We start from the raw sequence: 16,490 nt of genomic DNA on the forward strand, positions 1-16,490 counted from the left end.
TATGTTTTTTATACTTTCATTATTTATGCACAAAATACCTTTTAGTGGTAGGCAAGAAGATTTTGCATTAATAATGGTAAATGATCCTGATGCAAAAAGACTACTCTGGTTCATTTTTGCTGGCTCACGAGGTGGGTTAAACAGATTAAAAATTATTTCAAAATTAAAAGAAAATCCATTAAACACTAACCAATTAGCAAATGAGTTAGGTCTTGATTATAAGGCAATTCAACATCACATTAAGGTACTTGAAAAAAATAATTTGATAACAAAGGCAGGCGAAAAATACGGTGTTATGTTTTTCATCTCAACTTTTCTAGAAGTAAATATGGAGACATTTGAAGAAATTGAAGGAAAATTGGATAAAAGTAAATAAAAGCTCAAGAGGTGTCTCTCTCTAAATGGAGCCTACATCTCTGATTTTGTCAATTGTTTCAATTATCAATATGGGAATCTTGGGAATTTTGATTGTCATATTTGGAAAAATGTATGGAAAAACAAGAGCACAACTTCCACTTGGAATGATTGTTGTTGCAGCTATGCTATTCTTACATAATGTAATTGGAGCTATGGCTTATTTTTCTATGGAACAAATTTTCTCACACGATATATTCCCATATATGTTGGGAGTTGGTGTTGCAGAGCTTGTAGGATTAATAATATTCTTAAAAATTACTTTGGACTAATCTTAGTTTAATTGTAACAAGGCCAGCCAAAATATATGTTGCAAGAATATCTAAAACTAAATAAAAATATTCTAATTGCATTTGCAGCATCAATTATAATTTCTGCAATCATTGCTCAAATTTTATCTGATCAAGTTGATTATCTAAACACAACATATACTACAATTGCTGATTATGCCATTTACTTTTCTGTATTTAGTGGGTTGTTTTATCTTAACAATCGTAAGAAATATCGTCTAAAATCAGGTAAGACTGATACAGTAAAACTAAAACATGATCTTAAAAAATTAGTTACCTCTCTTGGAATTGCAGAAATTGTTTATACTATAGTTAGATGGGTCCTACAGTATTATTTTCTAGTAATAAATTATGATCCATATTTAGCATCAATTGCATCGCAAGGAATATCTACAATCATTTACATGATAGTAGTTAATCTAAGTGTAAAGATAACGAGGTTGTATAAAGATGGGAATTAGTGTTTATGTTGATGGTTCAGGAGGCCCTAATGGTGGATATGGTTTCTTTGTAAAAGAAACTGGAGAATCATTTTATGAAAAAAAATCTGAAATTACTAACAATCAGGCTGAATATTTAGCAATAATTTCTGCATTAAACAAGTTTGTTGATTCTGAAGAAGAAATCACAATTTTTAGTGATTCTAAAAATACTGTTAATCAGTTAAATCATGAATTTGCAATAAACAATGAACAACTACGTGATTTGGCAAGAGAAGCTTGGAGCATAATTGGGAAAATTTCAAATTTGTCAATTGTTTGGGTTCCTAGAAAAGAGAATTTGGCAGGAAAGATGCTGGGTAGCTAATTACTGAGATTAAGATAATTATTCCAAAAACAATTACACCATAATGTTTGTAGAAGAAGACGGCAAAGTGTTTCTGAAAAAGAGCACAGACATGTCTTAAGTTTCTGACATCGTATTTTTACTGACTATTTTCTAGTTCAAACTGATTTGATTCATGCTTATCTTATGATATTATGCAAACAACAAAATTACCATTATTTTGAGAATCCGTAATGATAGGAAAAACAACAGTACTGGCAATGATTTTTTTGACTGTAAGTATGACGATAGCCACCAATACTGCAATGGTTTATGCAGGTGTTATTTGTCCAGATGATCACACAGCTAATGGCGATGGCACATGTACTTTTGGATATGTGAATGGAGTTCATGAAGGTGTAGCATCAGATTCTGGCACAGGATCAACTTGTACTACTACACGTACAGATTATAATGCAAATTCAAATTTATTCAATAGAGCAACTACAAACACAAACTATCCTGACTGTTCAGTTCATTCATATAAATTCGATATTAGTACAATTCCAAATTCTGCAACAATAACAGATGTATCTTTCAAGACAACTATAGGTGCTCCTAGCACTGGAGATAATTGTAACATCAAAGCGATACAATTTGATCCTATAACTGCATCCCCAAGTGATCTTTGGGATGACATTCTTAATGGGACTGCATATCTCACATCAGACAATATTTGCAATGGTGCTGGAACAAAAACAAGAGATTTGGGAACTTCAGCTGATTCAGATTTACAGGATGCATTAACACAAGATTGGTTTGCAATAGGTATGGCAACAGATGATGTGCCAAATAGAACATCTGCTGATATTTGGGTTCAATCATCATCTCCTCAACTCCAGGTAACATACATTCCTCCAAATCTGTTTGAGGAAATAGAGAACTTAACTCAAGAAAATCAACAACTACAAAACCAGATAGCATCAGTAAACGCAACAGTTCAGGACAACACCTCCCAAATTGATTACATCTACACGGAATGGACTAAAATCAAGAATGCTATAGTGGATTGGCTTACTGACAGGCCATAACCTTTCTTTTTTCATAATCCTTGGATGGATTATGTAACGTATTGGTGAATTTTGTAATTTTTAAAACAAAGGTTTTACAAATATTGTGATTATTCAATGAAATTATGAATATCATATTTAACATAGTATTTTTTTCAAACCTCAATGATTAGTAAAACGATAGTACTGGCAATGACTCTTTTTGCAGGAATGCTTGGAATTGTTTCAACAACCACTGCAGATGCGGACATATCTCACAAACTGCTAATCTATCCTAACGAGTCAGATTTGGCAGGGACTGAAAATTTAGTAGGAGTGTGGAATTTTGACAACACATTACAAGATTCATCACAAAATGGAAATGATGGAGTGATAAGTGTGGGCAGTGAATTGTATGTTGATTCTACTTATGGTGGAGGATTTACATTTGATAATAATGATGCAGACATTAATTTAAGCAATGAAAATAACTTTGATTTTGATTATGATGATCCATTTTCATTAGTTGTTAAAATTGATGGTTGGAATGATCTAGGAACTGAAACACAGTTTTTCATAAAATCTGCATTATCTCCAGTTACGACGGATTCCATGATAGTAGGTTTGTTAGGAGGTGAACAGCTTGCATTTAGACAATATGATACAAGTGGTGTTGTTCATTTTTGTGAATCTGCAACAAGGTTTGCAGATGGAGATTACATTTTTGCAGTAACATATGATGGTACAGATACAACAGATTGTTCAGGTGTAAGAATGTGGGCAAATGGGGTTGAAGAAACAGTGAATGATTTCAGTTCAGGAACAATGACTACAATACTAAATGATGAGGCCCCAAAGATAGGAGGGTGGTCTGGAACCCCTAATGGTAGCATCGATTTTATTAGAATTTATGATGATGTCCTAACTGAATCAGAGATTTGGGCAATAGGAAACATGACCGGATTTGTAGATGTAGGTCAGCGGATCATAGATCTTGAATCAGAAAACACATCACTTCAAAATCAGATTACGTCAGTTAATGGAACAGTACAAGACAATGTCGCAGAGATTGATGACTTGTATGATTTCTGGGATGATCTCCGGGCAAGCATCATAACCTGGCTAGCAGGAAGACCATAATCCCCTTTTTTGTTTATGTGGTAAAAAACCACTATAGAAACCACTTTCTCATTCCAGCGATCAGTTATACATAGTATATTCTTGTGAATAACTTTATTATACAAAATCTTTTGATCAACGTTACATGACAGAATCTGTCGTTTTATCTCCAAAATCTATTGCAGTAATTGGTGCATCTGACAAAAGAGGAAGTGTTGGAGCTACTATCACATCAAACATTATGAATGGTTTTAAAGGAACAGTTTATCCAATTAGCCCCTCAAGAGATACGGTATTTTACAAAAAAGCATACAAGAGTGTTTTAGATGTTCCAAAACCAATTGATCTAGCAGTTATTGTAATCAAAAATACATTGGTTGCACCAGTTCTAGAAGAATGTGGTAAGAAAAAAATCAAAGGAGTAATTATCATCACAGCTGGCTTCAAAGAAGTTGATGAAGAAGGGGCAAAACGTGAACAAGAAATAAAAGATATTGCTAAAAAATACAAAATCCAAGTAATTGGACCTAATTGTCTTGGTGTCATGAATCTTGATCCAAAAACAATGATGAATTCAACTTTTCTTAAGATTACACCAAAATCTGGAAAAATTGCACTTGTATCTCAAAGTGGAGCAATTTGTGCTGCACTAGTTGAAGATGCTAGTGCACAAGGAATTGGTTTTTCTGCTGTTGTAAGTCTTGGAAACAAAGCTGTAATGAGCGAAGTTGATGTTCTAAAAATTCTTGCAAATCATAAACAAACTAAGGTCATTGTAATGTATCTTGAAGATATGGGTAATGGACAAGAATTCCTTAAAGTTTGTAAGAATATTACTAAAAAACTCAAAAAACCAGTACTTGTTCTCAAATCTGGACGTAGTCCTGAAGGTGCAAAAGCTGCAATGTCTCATACTGGGGCATTGATGGGCTCTGATGAAATTTATGATGCTCTTCTAAAACAATCTGGTGCCATTAGAGTTGATACAATGGAAGAGTTGTTTGATTATGCAACAGCCTTCTCAAAACAACCATTGCCATCAAGTGGTGATCTAGTTATTGTTTCAAACGCTGGTGGCCCTGCAATTATCTCTACAGATGCCTGTTCAAAAGCTAAAATCAAGATGGCAGATATCACCAGTATTAGAAAAAAAATTGATGAGGTAATTCCGCCTTGGGGAAGTTCTAGAAATCCAGTTGATATTGTTGGTGATGCTGATTTTAATAGATTTCATAATGTACTAGATCGTGTTCTTAAACATCCAAAAGTAGGTTCTGTTATCTCTATGTGTACTCCTTCTGGAACCTTAGACTATGATAAACTTGCAGAAGTTATTGTTGATATGTCAAAAAAATACAAAAAGACAATGCTGGCAAGTTTGATGGGATTAGATGAAGGAATTACAAATAGAGAAATTTTAGCTGATGGGAATGTTCCATATTATACATATGCAGAGGGTGCAATCAGAACGCTTGCTGCAATGATTAGATTCTCTAACTGGGTAAAATCTTCTCCTGGTAAGATAACAAAATTCAAAGTTGACAAGGCTAAAGCCAAAAAAATATTTGATAAAGTCAAAAAAGAGAAAAGACCAAATCTCCTAGAAGAAGAAGGTCAAGAAGTTCTCAAAGCGTATGGTTTACCACTTCCTAAAAGTGCACTTGCTAAAAATGAAACTGAAGCAGTAAAGATTGCAAAAAAGATTGGTTATCCTATTGTAATGAAGATTGCATCTCCACAAATTATTCACAAATCAGATGCAGGTGGTGTTAAAGTTAATATCACAAATGATACTGAAGTAAAAGATGCATTCAAAACCATTGTGAAGAATGCAAAAAGATACAACAAGAAAGCAGAGATCAAAGGTGTTTTGATTGTTGAGATGGTTAAAGGTGGTAAAGAACTCATCATTGGTTCTAAACTGGAACCTGGATTTGGTCCGGTCATTATGCTTGGAATGGGTGGAATCTATGTTGAAGTTCTCAAAGATGTTACATTCAAACTTGCTCCTGTTACTGACAAAGAAGCAGATGATATGATTGCATCAATTAAAACTCAAAAACTCCTTCAAGGTGTTAGGGGCGAGAAACCATCAGATATCACAAAACTTTCTGAATGTATTCAGAGATTATCACAATTAGTTTCTGACTTTAAAGAGATTAAAGAATTAGACATGAATCCTGTTCTGGTTATGGAAAAAGGAAAGGGATGTAGAATTCTAGATGTCAGAATAGGCCTCTGATCGCAATTTATTCCTAAATTTACGCTTAAATTAATTTAGAATATTTATACCACATGAAAATGATATTGTTACATGGCTAATGTCTTAAAGACGATTAGAACTGGTGAAGATTATATTGAAAGCCTTAGGGGCAGAGATCTTAAGGTTTACCTTTTTGGAGAATTAGTAAAAGAACCTGTAGATCATCCAATTATTAGACCATCAATTAATGCTGTTGCAGAAACATATGATCTTGCAGTACGTGAGGAAGCATTAGCTTCTGCTGATTCATCAATTACAGGACTAAAAGTAAATCGATTTTTACATATTGCAGAGAGTGCTGAAGATTTAGTTTTACAAAATAAAATGCAACGTAAACTAGGTCAAAACACTGGTACATGTTTCCAAAGATGTGTTGGAATGGATGCACTGAACTCTTTACATTCAACAACTTTTGAAATCGATGAAAAACATGGTACAGATTACCACAAAAGATTTTTAGAATTTGTAAAGATGGTTCAAAAAGAAAATCTTGTAATTGGTGGTGCTATGACTGATCCAAAAGGAGATAGAAGTAAAGGACCTTCTGAACAAGAAGACCCTGATTTATTTACAAGAATTGTTGATACTGATGAAAACGGAGTTTATGTTTCTGGTGCTAAAGCACATCAAACTGGTTGCATAAACTCTCACTGGATAATTTTAATGCCAACTATTAGATTAACAGAAGATGATAAAGACTGGGCAATTGTAGGTGCAATTCCTGCAGATGCAAAAGGTGTTACTTACATTTACGGTAGACAATCTTGTGATACACGAAGTATGGAAGAAGGTGATATTGATGATGGTAATGCAAAATTCGGCGGACAAGAAGCACTAATCATCTTAGATAGAGTGTTTATTCCATGGGACAAAGTCTTCATGCATGGTGAATATGAATTTGCATCAATGCTTATAGAACGTTTCACATGCTATCATAGACGTAGTTATGTTTGTAAAACTGGACTCGGTGATGTTCTAATCGGAGCTGCAGCAACAATTGCAGACTATAATGGCGTTCCTAAAGTTTCTCACATTAAAGATAAGATTATTGAGATGACTCATCTTAATGAAACAATATTTGCAGCAGGTATTGCATCTTCTCATCAAGGTCAGAAGATGAAATCGGGTGTATATCTTAATGATGATATGCTTGCACAAGTTTGTAAACACAATGTCACAAGATTCCCCTATGAAATTAGCAGACTTGCACAAGACATTGCAGGTGGATTGGTAGTTACACTTCCCTCTGAAAAAGACTTTAGACATCCAGAAGCAGGCCCATTACTAAAAAAATATCTCGCTGGAAGAAAAGGTACAGATGTTGAAAATAGAATGAGAATTCTTAGATTAATTGAAAACATGACTTTAGGTAGAAATGCAGTTGGGTATCTTACAGAATCAATGCATGGTGCAGGTTCTCCACAGGCTCAAAGAATTCAAATACAAAGGCAAATGCAAATTGGATACAAAAAGAATCTGGCAAAGAATTTAGCTGGAATTAAAAATGATATTGTAGAACCATCTGAGCCATCAGAATATTTCAAACGAGTCTTTAAAACAAAAGACTCTGTACTTTAGTATCTACAAAAGATTTTTTGTTTTAACTTTTGTTATAACACAATTAATTTTTGAATTTTTAGTTGTCATAGTATATTAATTACTAATTTATTACAACAAAAAATGACATAAACATAGAAAATTTTTCGTAAAACAACTATTTTTCCAGTTCTATTAGCACTAGGATTCATGTTTACCACACCAATGCTTTTGGATGTAGCAGCTCCTAGTGGAAATGGAATGTTGGCGTCCCTGACGTTGACTCATACCCGATATAATCACATCAATTCCAAAGCATCTTCAAGTTCAAAACATTCAGCAAACTGAGACTTTGAGATTTACTAATGCTTGGGGAAATATTGGTGTTGGAAACTTGGAATTTTTTCCAATAATACCTGGAGTTGATGTTCCAGAAACTGAAACACAAGATTCTCTACAAAGACTATGTGATGAAAATGAAAATCTTGTTTGGACAGAAGTTGTAAGCGAATTTGAATATCATGCAGCACATAACCCTTGGTATATTGCCGATATAGGTGAATTTGCAGTTAGAGAATCAACACCAAATGTTTCAGGAGATATAGTCACTTTACCTGATGGAGTTACTGCATCATCAATCAAAGTTGGATTTTGTATAATTGATGTATACAAAATTAACGGTGATAACTCTCCAACTTCTCAAAGAGTTTATTGGGATTGTGAAGTAACTGAACAAGGAATTCAATCTAGATGGATCAACTATCAATCAACTGAAGGAAATGAAGTACCTATCACAAATCTTACACCAGGCGAATATTATCTAACAAATGAATGGAATCCAACTGGTATCTTCATTGATGATGTAACAAATAACCAATCATGGATGAAATTTGAACTTACACGAGATAGCAATGGTAATGCAAAGGTTATAGAAATAGAGGGATTCTCTCCTGGATGAATCCTGATGGCTCAACCCCTAGATTATGCGGTGACTTACTAGAAACAACTACTCTTTTTTTCTTTTTTAAAATTGAAAATAGATACTTAAACAATTCTACTCTTATTCAAACTTATGATTTATCAGGATCCTTTTTTAATAATTTTCACATAGTTCTATCACCAAGCAAACAGGACGATCTAATGCCTTTTTTGGCATCATGTGAACCTGTTTGCCTGAAATTTAGTGATTTAGTCTTTTTTTTCTTCAGATTCATTTGATGTATCTGATTTAATTTCAGTAGATTCCTCTTTTTCTTCAATCTCTTTTGATTTTTCTACTGGCTCAGAATATTCAGAATCTTCTTCAATCTTATCAATATCTGATAATTCTTCTATGGTATTGGAATCATCAGTGTCTGTTGTGTCTGTAAACGTGGTTTCCTTTTCCTTTTTCCTCTTTGTCATCTGCTTAACCACCATAATTCCAATAACAATTGCAATTATGACATAATTAATTGGCGGTTTTAGTAACTGTGTAATATATCCTACTTGTGGAAGTGTATATGCTACTTTTCCAATGTATTCTTTTTCAGTAATCGGAAAATCAGTACCTGGAATTGATGCTGGGTTTGCATCTCCTTTTGTCCTAATTGTTCTGGGATCATCATCTAAGATAGATGCAACTCTATGTACAATCACTCTATTATGATCAGAAGGTCGATTAAATACAATAATATCTCCTACTTCAATTTCTTCAAACGGTTCATGCCCTTGAACAATCAAAACATCATACACTTCTAAAACAGGTATCATGCTGCCACTTGCAACTACATAAAATGGATTTTGTGTCCCAAATGCAATTTGCAGACCAATCCAAATTACCAAAACTCCAACTGCAACGATAACAATATCTTTGATGATTCCTTTTGAAATAGACTTTTTTGTCAATTACATAATCGCCTATAGTGTCATTGATTAAATTTACTAGCTATTGAAGTGGCGTCCCACACTCTTCACAGAATTTTGAACCTTCTTTATTTGAAAATCCACAGTTTGAACATTTTCCAGGAGTAACGCTTTCTTCTGGATTACCTAATAATATGACTTCTCCTACTTTTCTGATATTTTTCCATGGGATGCTGCCTTCAGTTCCGTCGTTTTGAGTAATTACCAAAACCATTGACTGTGTTGAATCAATTCCTACCTGTTTTGCAATTCCAATTTTATTGGCATTTTCATCATATACTACTCTACCCTCAATTGAACTAACTGATGTAGTTGGACTATGTTGAGTAGTTTCTTCTTGTGGTTGTTGTGGCTCAGGTTGTTCAATTTGTTGTGGAGTGTTTTCAGTTACTTGTTGTGGGGGTTCAGCTTGTGTGGAAACTTCGGTTTGTGGCTCTAATGGTTTTGCATTACCTACGTCTCCTGTTTCATCTTGTTTCTTAAATTCTCTATATTCTGCAATTGATGATCCACATGTATTGCAGATATACTGTCCTCTTTCTGCAAGAATTAAATTTTCTGCAACCTCTTCATTTGGATTCTCAAATTCAATCTTTGGTGAACCTTCAAATTCTTTTTCACAAGTATTGCAAAAATGTTTAGAAATTTTATCTGCATCTAATCTGCCAATTGGTGCCAAGAACAGATCTGGACCTCCCAGATTTCCTTTCATCTGCTGTTCATCTGTGACACGAGCCATTACATAGCCCCCAGAACCTCTTAATTTTTTTATTCTAAGCTCTGAACTCATATCTGAGTTTTGTCAAAACGTCATTTAAGTATATATCAGAATTTATTTTCCACCCAAAAAATATGGTGCTGATTCTGGTGAACATTTTTAGGTACGAAAAACAAAACAACAGTATAATGGGAATAACACAAATTTCTGATGCAAAGTCTTGGGAAGTTGATGTGATAAACTCTGACATCCCTGTATTTGTAGACTTTTGGGCCGAATGGTGTGGTCCATGTAGAATGGTAGGTCCAGTAGTTGAAGAACTAGCAAGTGACTATGATGGCAAAGTAAAATTTGTCAAGGTTAATGTTGATGAGGCTAATGAATTGGCATCAAAATACAATGTCTTTAGTATTCCAACCTTAATTCTCCTTAACAAGGGTGAGATAGTTGGCCAGCAAGTAGGCGCTGCTTCTAAAGAATCATACAAAAATATGATTGATAGAGCACTAGCATAAATCTCAAAAACTCGTTTTTATTATTTTTTTAATACTAAATCCTCTAATTTTCTAAAAAATTCACAATTTCTATAATTCTCTCATTTGAGTGAAATTTGATAAATGAATAAAAACACAACCCTGAGAGTAGTTTAGGGGCCGGTGGTTTAGGGGTATAATGCCTCGTTCGCAACGAGGATGTCGAGGGTTCGATTCCCTCCCGGTCCACTTTCCAGAAACTAATATACATAAACACCGAATATTATCTGCATGCAAGTATTTGATGGCAAAAAAGCAGCACAAGAATACATGTCAAAACACACTTTGGCATTTTCAACTCCAGAATTAACCCTAATGAGGTTTGCATTTTGGTTAGGTGATTCTGTTCCAGATCCTAACAATGAAGGCAAAGGTATCCCAAGAATGATGACCTTTCTAACAGAACAAGATTTTGAACCTGTTTTGATTGATGATGAAAAATATGAACCATCTGGAGCTGTTAAAAGTTCTGGATTAATGGGAAATGCTTACACTGAACAAAAAACTGATGGAAAATTTTGCTCAGAGTGTGGTACTAGCCTTTCAGCAACAGCAAAGTTTTGTCCTGAATGTGGAACAACACAAGAATAAACTAAATTTTAATTTCTAATCTATGCTTTAGTTCCACATTTTGTGCAGAATTTCGCATTTGGTCTTAGTTCTGCACCACATGAAGAACACCCATTTCCATTATTTTGAGGTGCAGCTTGTCTTGGCATTAATGATGGATCTGGTGATGGCAATGTACCAACATCATTGAATGCTTTTTGTGCTGAAACAATTCCTGGTGGACCTCCACCAACTGGGTTTTCTGCAGTGCCAGCTCTTGGTGGCATATTTCCTGCCATCATTCCTGGTTGCCCCATTCCTGGCATCAAACCAGGTGATTGTGTATTTCCTGAACCTGAACCCATGGATTTTTTTAATTCAAAAATCACTTTGATTGCTAAAAACTCTAATGCAGAATACGCTACTGTATAATCTCCTAATTTTTGGAAGAATTCTTTATCACTAATTTGACCTTTTTTGTACATGTTATTGGTATCTAGAAAGGATTCATAGTATCCTTGGGATTCATCAAACAAACTTTGGAGTTTGTCAAAAAGCATGTTTAGTGTATCAACTTCACCAAATGACATATTTTGCATCTAATTTTGGAATATTAATTACTTTAGGATCCAAACTTGGCTCGATACTGATTTTCCCAGAGAAAAAAGCAGTCTCCTTTGCTGTGGAGACTCTGTAATGTATTAACTAGTTTATGTGAGCTTTTAGGCCCCCAGCTAACACCGCGAGATGTCTCTGACTCAATGAATATCATACAATCACGTCTTTGTTAAAAAATCAGAGTCAAAAAGAATTACTTTTTACTAAATATTTTTTTGTTAATTCTAGATTCAATATTTTGAGAGTTATTATGAAAAACTAACACTTGTACTTGTCAAACTAGATTCCTTGAATCTAAAAAAATAGATGCAATCATAATATCTCTATAGTCCTATCTTTTGTAGTCATATTCTCTCTTTTGGCAATAAATGAATTTGAGATATTCAATTGCATTACAATCTCCAATATGGTGCCAAAGAACACAATTATTGAATTATTTCAAAATAAATTCTCTACTCACTAGTTTTGAAGAATGTGTTGCAGCAGGAAACTCGATAATGGAATATCATGCACAAAATGTAGGACTCCTGATAAAACACATTTTGTTGAAAATAATGGATTCTTAGAAAAATTATGTCATAACTGTGACTTCACGTTCTGACATTCCACCATACCCAGGATCAATTTTTTGTTTTGGATTTAGTGATGTGTCATGGTGGCATGGTTTGTTGCAAACAGGACAAAATTTTCTATCCATTACTATGCATTGACAGATATGATTTTTCACATAAGCTTGTGCAGCTTGATTCCATTCTCCTGTACCATTACAATATACACATACATTCGAACCACTGGAACCTGCCCCTTTGCAAAAGTCACATACGTCGTCTGTCATATCTATTATTGTGGTAGGTTGGTTTTTGAATCAATATATTTGAAAAGATTGACTAACTCAACGCATAATAGACTGCAGGCAATAAAATTTTCAGATGACATATGATACTGTAATTGTTGATTCCCATGTCATGTTTCCGCAAGGAATGGAGAATAAAAACATCGTAATTGATGAAGGAAAAATTGTGGGCTTAACTAATGATTTGCCATCTTGTGATAATAAAATCAATGGGAATGGACTGATTTCAGTTCCTGGTCCTATTGATACTCATGTACATTATGGTGTGTATTCTCCAATCAACGAGGCTGCAAAGACTGAATCACATGCTGCTGCCATTGGTGGGGTTACAACTATGATGAGAATGCTCAGATTAGGAGATCCTTTTTCTAGTTCATTACAATCTCAGCTTGATGCTGCATCTCAAAACCATTACGTTGATTATGCAATACACGCATCTATTTTTACTTCTCAACAAATCAATGAAATGGATTATTGTGTAAACAAAGGAATCACTTCGTTCAAAATTTACATGAATCTTGGTGGTGAAATTGGCCATGTTTACATGGATATGCCACCTAATTCTTCTGAACTTGTTGCAGCTAATGTGGATGTAACTAATGAAATTGTTGAACAGACAGTAAAAACTGCGGCTTCTCTTGGTTGTCCAGTTTTGGTTCATGCAGAAGACTATGAATCATGTGGATGTGGAATTAAAACTGCTAGAGAGAAAAAACAAGATGGATTATCTGCATGGTCTGAAAGTCGTTCTCCTGAATTTGAAGCAAAAGCAATCAAGACTGTATCAAAATTTGGACGTGACTACGATTGTGTCATCTATTTTGTTCATATTGGTTCAGAAAAAGCTCTAAAACAAATTCAAGAAGAAAGAAAACTGGGGACAAAAATTTTTGTGGAAACTTGTCCTCACTATTTGACATTGTCTTATGAAAAACAAGATGGGTATCTTGCTAAAGTTATGCCTCCAATAAGAACCGAAAATGATCGAAAGGCAATATGGAATGCACTTTCTGCTAACCAAATTGACACCATAGGAACAGACCATGTTGCAAACCAGCTTAAACTCAAATTGGGTGGAGATGATGTCTGGTCCGCATTAGCCGGTTTTCCAGGAATTGGCACTGTACTTCCCATATTGCTTAATGATGGTGTGAATAAAAACAAAATTTCCTTAGAACAATTTATTCGATTTACAAGTCAAAATGCAGCAAAAATCTTTGGAATGTTTCCCCAAAAAGGAACGCTAGAAAAAAATTCTGATGCTGATGTGACCATGATTGATTTGAAAAAAGAGAAAAAAGTTTCTTCTGAATTGTTTGGAGGTTTTTCAGATTATATTGTCTATGAAGGACGAATTCTCAAGGGGTGGCCTGTTAAAACAATTGTACGAGGAGAATTAATTGCTGAAGATTTTGAAGTGATAGGAAAACTTGGACATGGGCAACTTGTAAAAAGAAATATTGGTAAAAATTCTTAGAATGCTATTTATTTAAAAAAATTTAATTTAATTTGTGCAAATCATATCATTATTTTTTATATTTTCAGCTATTCTTGGAATTTTATTTGTTCCCTTGCATGATTCGTTTGCAGAATCTGTAATTCCTCCACGACAGCAGTGGAAACAATTCAATGATATTGATCAGCTTACATGTAAAGAAGGTCTTGTACTTTTGCAAAAAAGTAGTGGTGCACCTGCATGTGTATCATCTACAACATATTTGAAATTAGTAGATAGAGGATATGGTTTGTTTGACTCTAAAATAATGAAAAATCGCCCCATGATGATGAATAATCTGATGGAAACTTTGACATCAAACACCTCAATACTAAATCACTGGAGTAAAATGATGCAAGACAATCCTACCCTGATGAAAAATATTATGCAAGATTGGGTTTCAAAAATGAAAGTCAATCCTGAATTTTTGAAAAACATGATGGGACCCATGACTTCTGATGTTAAATTGAGACAAGAAATGATTGAGCACATGAAAGAACATTCTGTAATGGAGCAATCTCTAAAAGATCATACACGATGGATGGAATCAGTCCATAAATCTATGATGGGTTCTGGAATGAATCAAGGAATGCATGCTGAAACGTGTCCATGGTGTCCTGAATATGAGCAACACATGCAATCTGAAACCCATGGAGGTTTCACAAATTCTGATAGGATGATGGATATGATACATCATATGTGGATTGACGATGAACTTTCTCAAGAAATGCATGAATTCATGCTTCAAAATCCAGGACATATGGCACAAATGTCAAATCAACTTATGGGGCCTATGTTGGGATTTATGATGGATGATACAGAACTTCGAGAACAAATGATAGATTTAATGCTAGAAAATCAAGACTTTATGAATTCAATTCGTCATAACAACTCTGAATAATTTTTTAACTAGACAAACTTGATTGCACCGTACCCTACTACTGATGATGTATCTCCCATGACATCTCCGCTTGTTGAGTAGCTTAACAATTCTCCTTTTCTTGCTCCAAGCTTTTTACATGCAATCATTACTGATGCCATGGCACCGTATCCACATGCAGTGATTCTTTTCTCCATTAAAACACTGTAAAATTTTTCAACATCCATTTCTAGAATTGGTTCTATCAAAGCTTTGTCTTGAGAATGTGCAAAAGAGTTTTCCTCATAATGTGTAAAGTCAGAAGATGCGACAATCATTGCATTTCTTGATTTAGCAATTTGTGCTATTGCATCACCCACATCTTTGGCCATTTCTAAGCTTTGATCTAGTAAAATTATGGGAAGAATCTTGAATTTATTTGAAAGCAATGATTGTAGCATTGGGATTTGAACTTCTATACTGTGGTCTCTAGAATGAGATAACTCATCAATCTCAATGTATTTTGAAATGTTTGCTATTTCCTCTGCAGATTCTGAATCAACCTCAACTGACCCAAGAGGGGTTTCCCATTTGGCATCAATCATTGTTGCGACATCTCTTCCAACTCCAAAATGATTAGGCCCAAGAATAATTACTAGTTCGGGACTTTTAGATGAAATAGCCTTGTAAGAATGGCATGCGGTAGGACCTGAGTAAACATAGCCTGCATGGGGACAAACTATTCCAAAAACTTTCTCATCTTTTTGTGTTTGAATGCCTGGGCCATACTTGTGTTGTATACAATAATCTATCATCTCTTCAAGTTCATCTTTTGTTCCAGGATAAAATTGACCTGCAACAACTGGTTTTCTAATCATAACAAATCATGCACATTATTTTATAAAAGAACATCAGATGATTCTCTGACAATTTTTCCATTGGGTTTTTCTTCTTTGAAAATCACTCCTTGAAATTTTGAAATTTTTGTTGATTTTTCTTTCCATGCATCTTTGCCCAATCCTGCTTTTTGGCATGTGTATTCTAAGAATTCTTCTTCACTCCATCCATATTCGACTGGAACTTGAGGCAGCAACAATCCTGAAGTAAATTCATTTTCTACAATTAATCCATCTCTACCTACTCTGATTTGTGATAAATATTCAGAGTACTCTCCAACTGTGATTTCTTCAGGGGGTGTTAGGATGGTTACTTCAAATGTTATTTTTTCTAATTCATCAGCTGTTACTGCTGTGAATCTTGGATCTCTTGTTGCAGCTGAAATTGCAGCATCTACTAACCCATCACATAATTTTTTTACAGGAATTGGATAACCAATACACCCTCTAAGTTCATCTTGTTTGTTTAATGTTACAAATATTCCGGAACTAAAATTAAATTTTGAGTTAAATTCTGAATCGTAAACTCTCTCATTATTTTTGATATACTGCGTAACAGCATTTCTTGCCATCTTTACTAGTTGTATTCCGTCTGAATCTGAAATTTGAGATTTAGTCATACGTGTTA

General features: G+C 34.3%; 19 protein-coding genes and 1 tRNA gene. 14 read left to right on the plus strand and 6 right to left on the minus strand.

Going from position 1 to position 16,490, the window contains the following annotated elements; genetic code table 11:
* Positions 1-73 precede the first annotated feature (73 nt).
* From NPIRD3C_RS02860 to NPIRD3C_RS02900, 9 genes are all read left to right on the plus strand, one after another.
* Positions 74-376, plus strand: a complete 303-nt coding sequence (locus NPIRD3C_RS02860; RefSeq protein ID WP_148704102.1) for an ArsR/SmtB family transcription factor — start codon at positions 74-76, stop codon at positions 374-376.
* A 25-nt stretch (positions 377-401) separates the two neighbouring features.
* Positions 402-686, plus strand: coding sequence for a DUF8036 family membrane protein (locus NPIRD3C_RS02865; RefSeq protein WP_148702758.1), 285 nt, complete (start codon positions 402-404; stop codon positions 684-686).
* A gap of 35 nt (positions 687-721) precedes the next feature.
* The gene (locus NPIRD3C_RS02870) at positions 722-1,165 is read left to right on the plus strand and encodes a hypothetical protein (protein ID WP_148702759.1); all 444 of its coding nucleotides are present in this window, start codon (positions 722-724) and stop codon (positions 1,163-1,165) included.
* Positions 1,155-1,511, plus strand: coding sequence for a reverse transcriptase-like protein (locus NPIRD3C_RS02875; protein ID WP_148702760.1), 357 nt, complete (start codon positions 1,155-1,157; stop codon positions 1,509-1,511). Before NPIRD3C_RS02870 ends, NPIRD3C_RS02875 begins: the two co-directional genes overlap by 11 nt.
* A gap of 212 nt (positions 1,512-1,723) precedes the next feature.
* Entirely contained in the window at positions 1,724-2,560 is an 837-nt protein-coding gene (locus NPIRD3C_RS02880) for a hypothetical protein (protein ID WP_148702761.1), read from the plus strand.
* A gap of 144 nt (positions 2,561-2,704) precedes the next feature.
* On the plus strand, positions 2,705-3,658 hold the full coding sequence (locus NPIRD3C_RS02885; RefSeq protein ID WP_148702762.1) for a LamG domain-containing protein: 954 nt from the start codon (positions 2,705-2,707) through the stop codon (positions 3,656-3,658).
* Between the two features lie 124 nt (positions 3,659-3,782).
* On the plus strand, positions 3,783-5,879 hold the full coding sequence (locus NPIRD3C_RS02890; protein WP_148702763.1) for a 4-hydroxybutyrate--CoA ligase: 2,097 nt from the start codon (positions 3,783-3,785) through the stop codon (positions 5,877-5,879).
* A 72-nt stretch (positions 5,880-5,951) separates the two neighbouring features.
* Positions 5,952-7,478, plus strand: coding sequence for a 4-hydroxyphenylacetate 3-hydroxylase family protein (locus NPIRD3C_RS02895; RefSeq protein ID WP_148702764.1), 1,527 nt, complete (start codon positions 5,952-5,954; stop codon positions 7,476-7,478).
* Between the two features lie 310 nt (positions 7,479-7,788).
* A complete protein-coding gene (locus tag NPIRD3C_RS02900) occupies positions 7,789-8,394 on the plus strand; it encodes a hypothetical protein (RefSeq protein ID WP_192827863.1) in 606 nt (201 codons plus the stop codon).
* A gap of 230 nt (positions 8,395-8,624) precedes the next feature.
* Here NPIRD3C_RS02900 and NPIRD3C_RS02905 read toward each other — a convergent pair whose 3' ends face one another.
* Positions 8,625-9,323, minus strand: coding sequence for a signal peptidase I (locus NPIRD3C_RS02905; protein WP_148702765.1), 699 nt, complete (start codon positions 9,321-9,323; stop codon positions 8,625-8,627).
* A gap of 40 nt (positions 9,324-9,363) precedes the next feature.
* On the minus strand, positions 9,364-10,131 hold the full coding sequence (locus tag NPIRD3C_RS02910) for a zinc-ribbon domain-containing protein (RefSeq protein WP_148702766.1): 768 nt from the start codon (positions 10,129-10,131) through the stop codon (positions 9,364-9,366).
* Positions 10,132-10,247: 116 nt separating this feature from the next.
* On the opposite strand from NPIRD3C_RS02910, the gene trxA reads away from it, so the two are divergent.
* The 3 genes from trxA to NPIRD3C_RS02925 all read left to right on the plus strand — a co-directional run bounded on the left by trxA (position 10,248) and on the right by NPIRD3C_RS02925 (position 11,183).
* Positions 10,248-10,574, plus strand: a complete 327-nt coding sequence (gene trxA, locus NPIRD3C_RS02915; RefSeq protein WP_148704103.1) for a thioredoxin — start codon at positions 10,248-10,250, stop codon at positions 10,572-10,574.
* Between the two features lie 135 nt (positions 10,575-10,709).
* Positions 10,710-10,781: transfer RNA gene (locus NPIRD3C_RS02920), tRNA-Ala, on the plus strand.
* A gap of 42 nt (positions 10,782-10,823) precedes the next feature.
* Positions 10,824-11,183, plus strand: coding sequence for a zinc ribbon domain-containing protein (locus NPIRD3C_RS02925; protein WP_148702767.1), 360 nt, complete (start codon positions 10,824-10,826; stop codon positions 11,181-11,183).
* 20 nt (positions 11,184-11,203) lie between these two features.
* On the opposite strand, the gene NPIRD3C_RS02930 is transcribed toward NPIRD3C_RS02925, so the two are convergent.
* Entirely contained in the window at positions 11,204-11,731 is a 528-nt protein-coding gene (locus tag NPIRD3C_RS02930) for a zinc ribbon domain-containing protein (protein ID WP_148702768.1), read from the minus strand.
* 599 nt (positions 11,732-12,330) lie between these two features.
* Positions 12,331-12,594 carry a hypothetical protein gene (locus tag NPIRD3C_RS02940; protein WP_148702769.1) on the minus strand — a complete coding sequence of 88 codons (264 nt, stop codon included), beginning with the start codon at positions 12,592-12,594 and terminating at the stop codon, positions 12,331-12,333.
* Positions 12,595-12,688: 94 nt separating this feature from the next.
* Here NPIRD3C_RS02940 and NPIRD3C_RS02945 point away from each other — a divergent pair, with 94 nt between their 5' ends.
* Both NPIRD3C_RS02945 and NPIRD3C_RS02950 read left to right on the plus strand, forming a co-directional pair.
* Entirely contained in the window at positions 12,689-14,089 is a 1,401-nt protein-coding gene (locus tag NPIRD3C_RS02945) for a dihydroorotase (protein ID WP_148702770.1), read from the plus strand.
* Positions 14,090-14,123: 34 nt separating this feature from the next.
* Entirely contained in the window at positions 14,124-15,008 is an 885-nt protein-coding gene (locus NPIRD3C_RS02950; RefSeq protein ID WP_148702771.1) for a hypothetical protein, read from the plus strand.
* Positions 15,009-15,016: 8 nt separating this feature from the next.
* Here the strand turns inward: NPIRD3C_RS02950 and amrB are convergent, their stop codons facing one another.
* Together amrB and NPIRD3C_RS02960 are read right to left on the minus strand one after the other, a co-directional pair.
* Positions 15,017-15,844 (minus strand): AmmeMemoRadiSam system protein B, encoded by an 828-nt coding sequence (gene amrB, locus NPIRD3C_RS02955; RefSeq protein WP_148702772.1) that lies wholly within the window; start codon positions 15,842-15,844, stop codon positions 15,017-15,019.
* A gap of 20 nt (positions 15,845-15,864) precedes the next feature.
* Complete coding sequence (locus NPIRD3C_RS02960) at positions 15,865-16,482, minus strand: TIGR00296 family protein (RefSeq protein WP_148702773.1); 618 nt, start codon at positions 16,480-16,482, stop codon at positions 15,865-15,867.
* Between the last annotated feature and the right edge of the window lie 8 nt (positions 16,483-16,490).

The organism is Nitrosopumilus piranensis (assembly GCF_000875775.1).
GTDB classification, from domain to species: domain Archaea; phylum Thermoproteota; class Nitrososphaeria; order Nitrososphaerales; family Nitrosopumilaceae; genus Nitrosopumilus; species Nitrosopumilus piranensis.

Bases quoted from the DNA above. Each gene is read 5' to 3' on its own strand.
- NPIRD3C_RS02860 (WP_148704102.1), top strand. From the start codon at position 74: ATGGTAAATGATCCTGATGCAAAAAGACTACTCTGGTTCATTTTTGCT.
- NPIRD3C_RS02865 (WP_148702758.1), top strand. From the start codon at position 402: ATGGAGCCTACATCTCTGATTTTGTCAATTGTTTCAATTATCAATATG.
- NPIRD3C_RS02870 (WP_148702759.1), top strand. From the start codon at position 722: ATGTTGCAAGAATATCTAAAACTAAATAAAAATATTCTAATTGCATTT.
- NPIRD3C_RS02875 (WP_148702760.1), top strand. From the start codon at position 1,155: ATGGGAATTAGTGTTTATGTTGATGGTTCAGGAGGCCCTAATGGTGGA.
- NPIRD3C_RS02880 (WP_148702761.1), top strand. From the start codon at position 1,724: ATGATAGGAAAAACAACAGTACTGGCAATGATTTTTTTGACTGTAAGT.
- NPIRD3C_RS02885 (WP_148702762.1), top strand. From the start codon at position 2,705: ATGATTAGTAAAACGATAGTACTGGCAATGACTCTTTTTGCAGGAATG.
- NPIRD3C_RS02890 (WP_148702763.1), top strand. From the start codon at position 3,783: ATGACAGAATCTGTCGTTTTATCTCCAAAATCTATTGCAGTAATTGGT.
- NPIRD3C_RS02895 (WP_148702764.1), top strand. From the start codon at position 5,952: ATGGCTAATGTCTTAAAGACGATTAGAACTGGTGAAGATTATATTGAA.
- NPIRD3C_RS02910 (WP_148702766.1), bottom strand. From the start codon at position 10,131: ATGAGTTCAGAGCTTAGAATAAAAAAATTAAGAGGTTCTGGGGGCTAT.
- trxA (WP_148704103.1), top strand. From the start codon at position 10,248: ATGGGAATAACACAAATTTCTGATGCAAAGTCTTGGGAAGTTGATGTG.
- NPIRD3C_RS02925 (WP_148702767.1), top strand. From the start codon at position 10,824: ATGCAAGTATTTGATGGCAAAAAAGCAGCACAAGAATACATGTCAAAA.
- NPIRD3C_RS02930 (WP_148702768.1), bottom strand. From the start codon at position 11,731: ATGTCATTTGGTGAAGTTGATACACTAAACATGCTTTTTGACAAACTC.
- NPIRD3C_RS02940 (WP_148702769.1), bottom strand. From the start codon at position 12,594: ATGACAGACGACGTATGTGACTTTTGCAAAGGGGCAGGTTCCAGTGGT.
- NPIRD3C_RS02945 (WP_148702770.1), top strand. From the start codon at position 12,689: ATGACATATGATACTGTAATTGTTGATTCCCATGTCATGTTTCCGCAA.
- amrB (WP_148702772.1), bottom strand. From the start codon at position 15,844: ATGATTAGAAAACCAGTTGTTGCAGGTCAATTTTATCCTGGAACAAAA.
- NPIRD3C_RS02960 (WP_148702773.1), bottom strand. From the start codon at position 16,482: ATGACTAAATCTCAAATTTCAGATTCAGACGGAATACAACTAGTAAAG.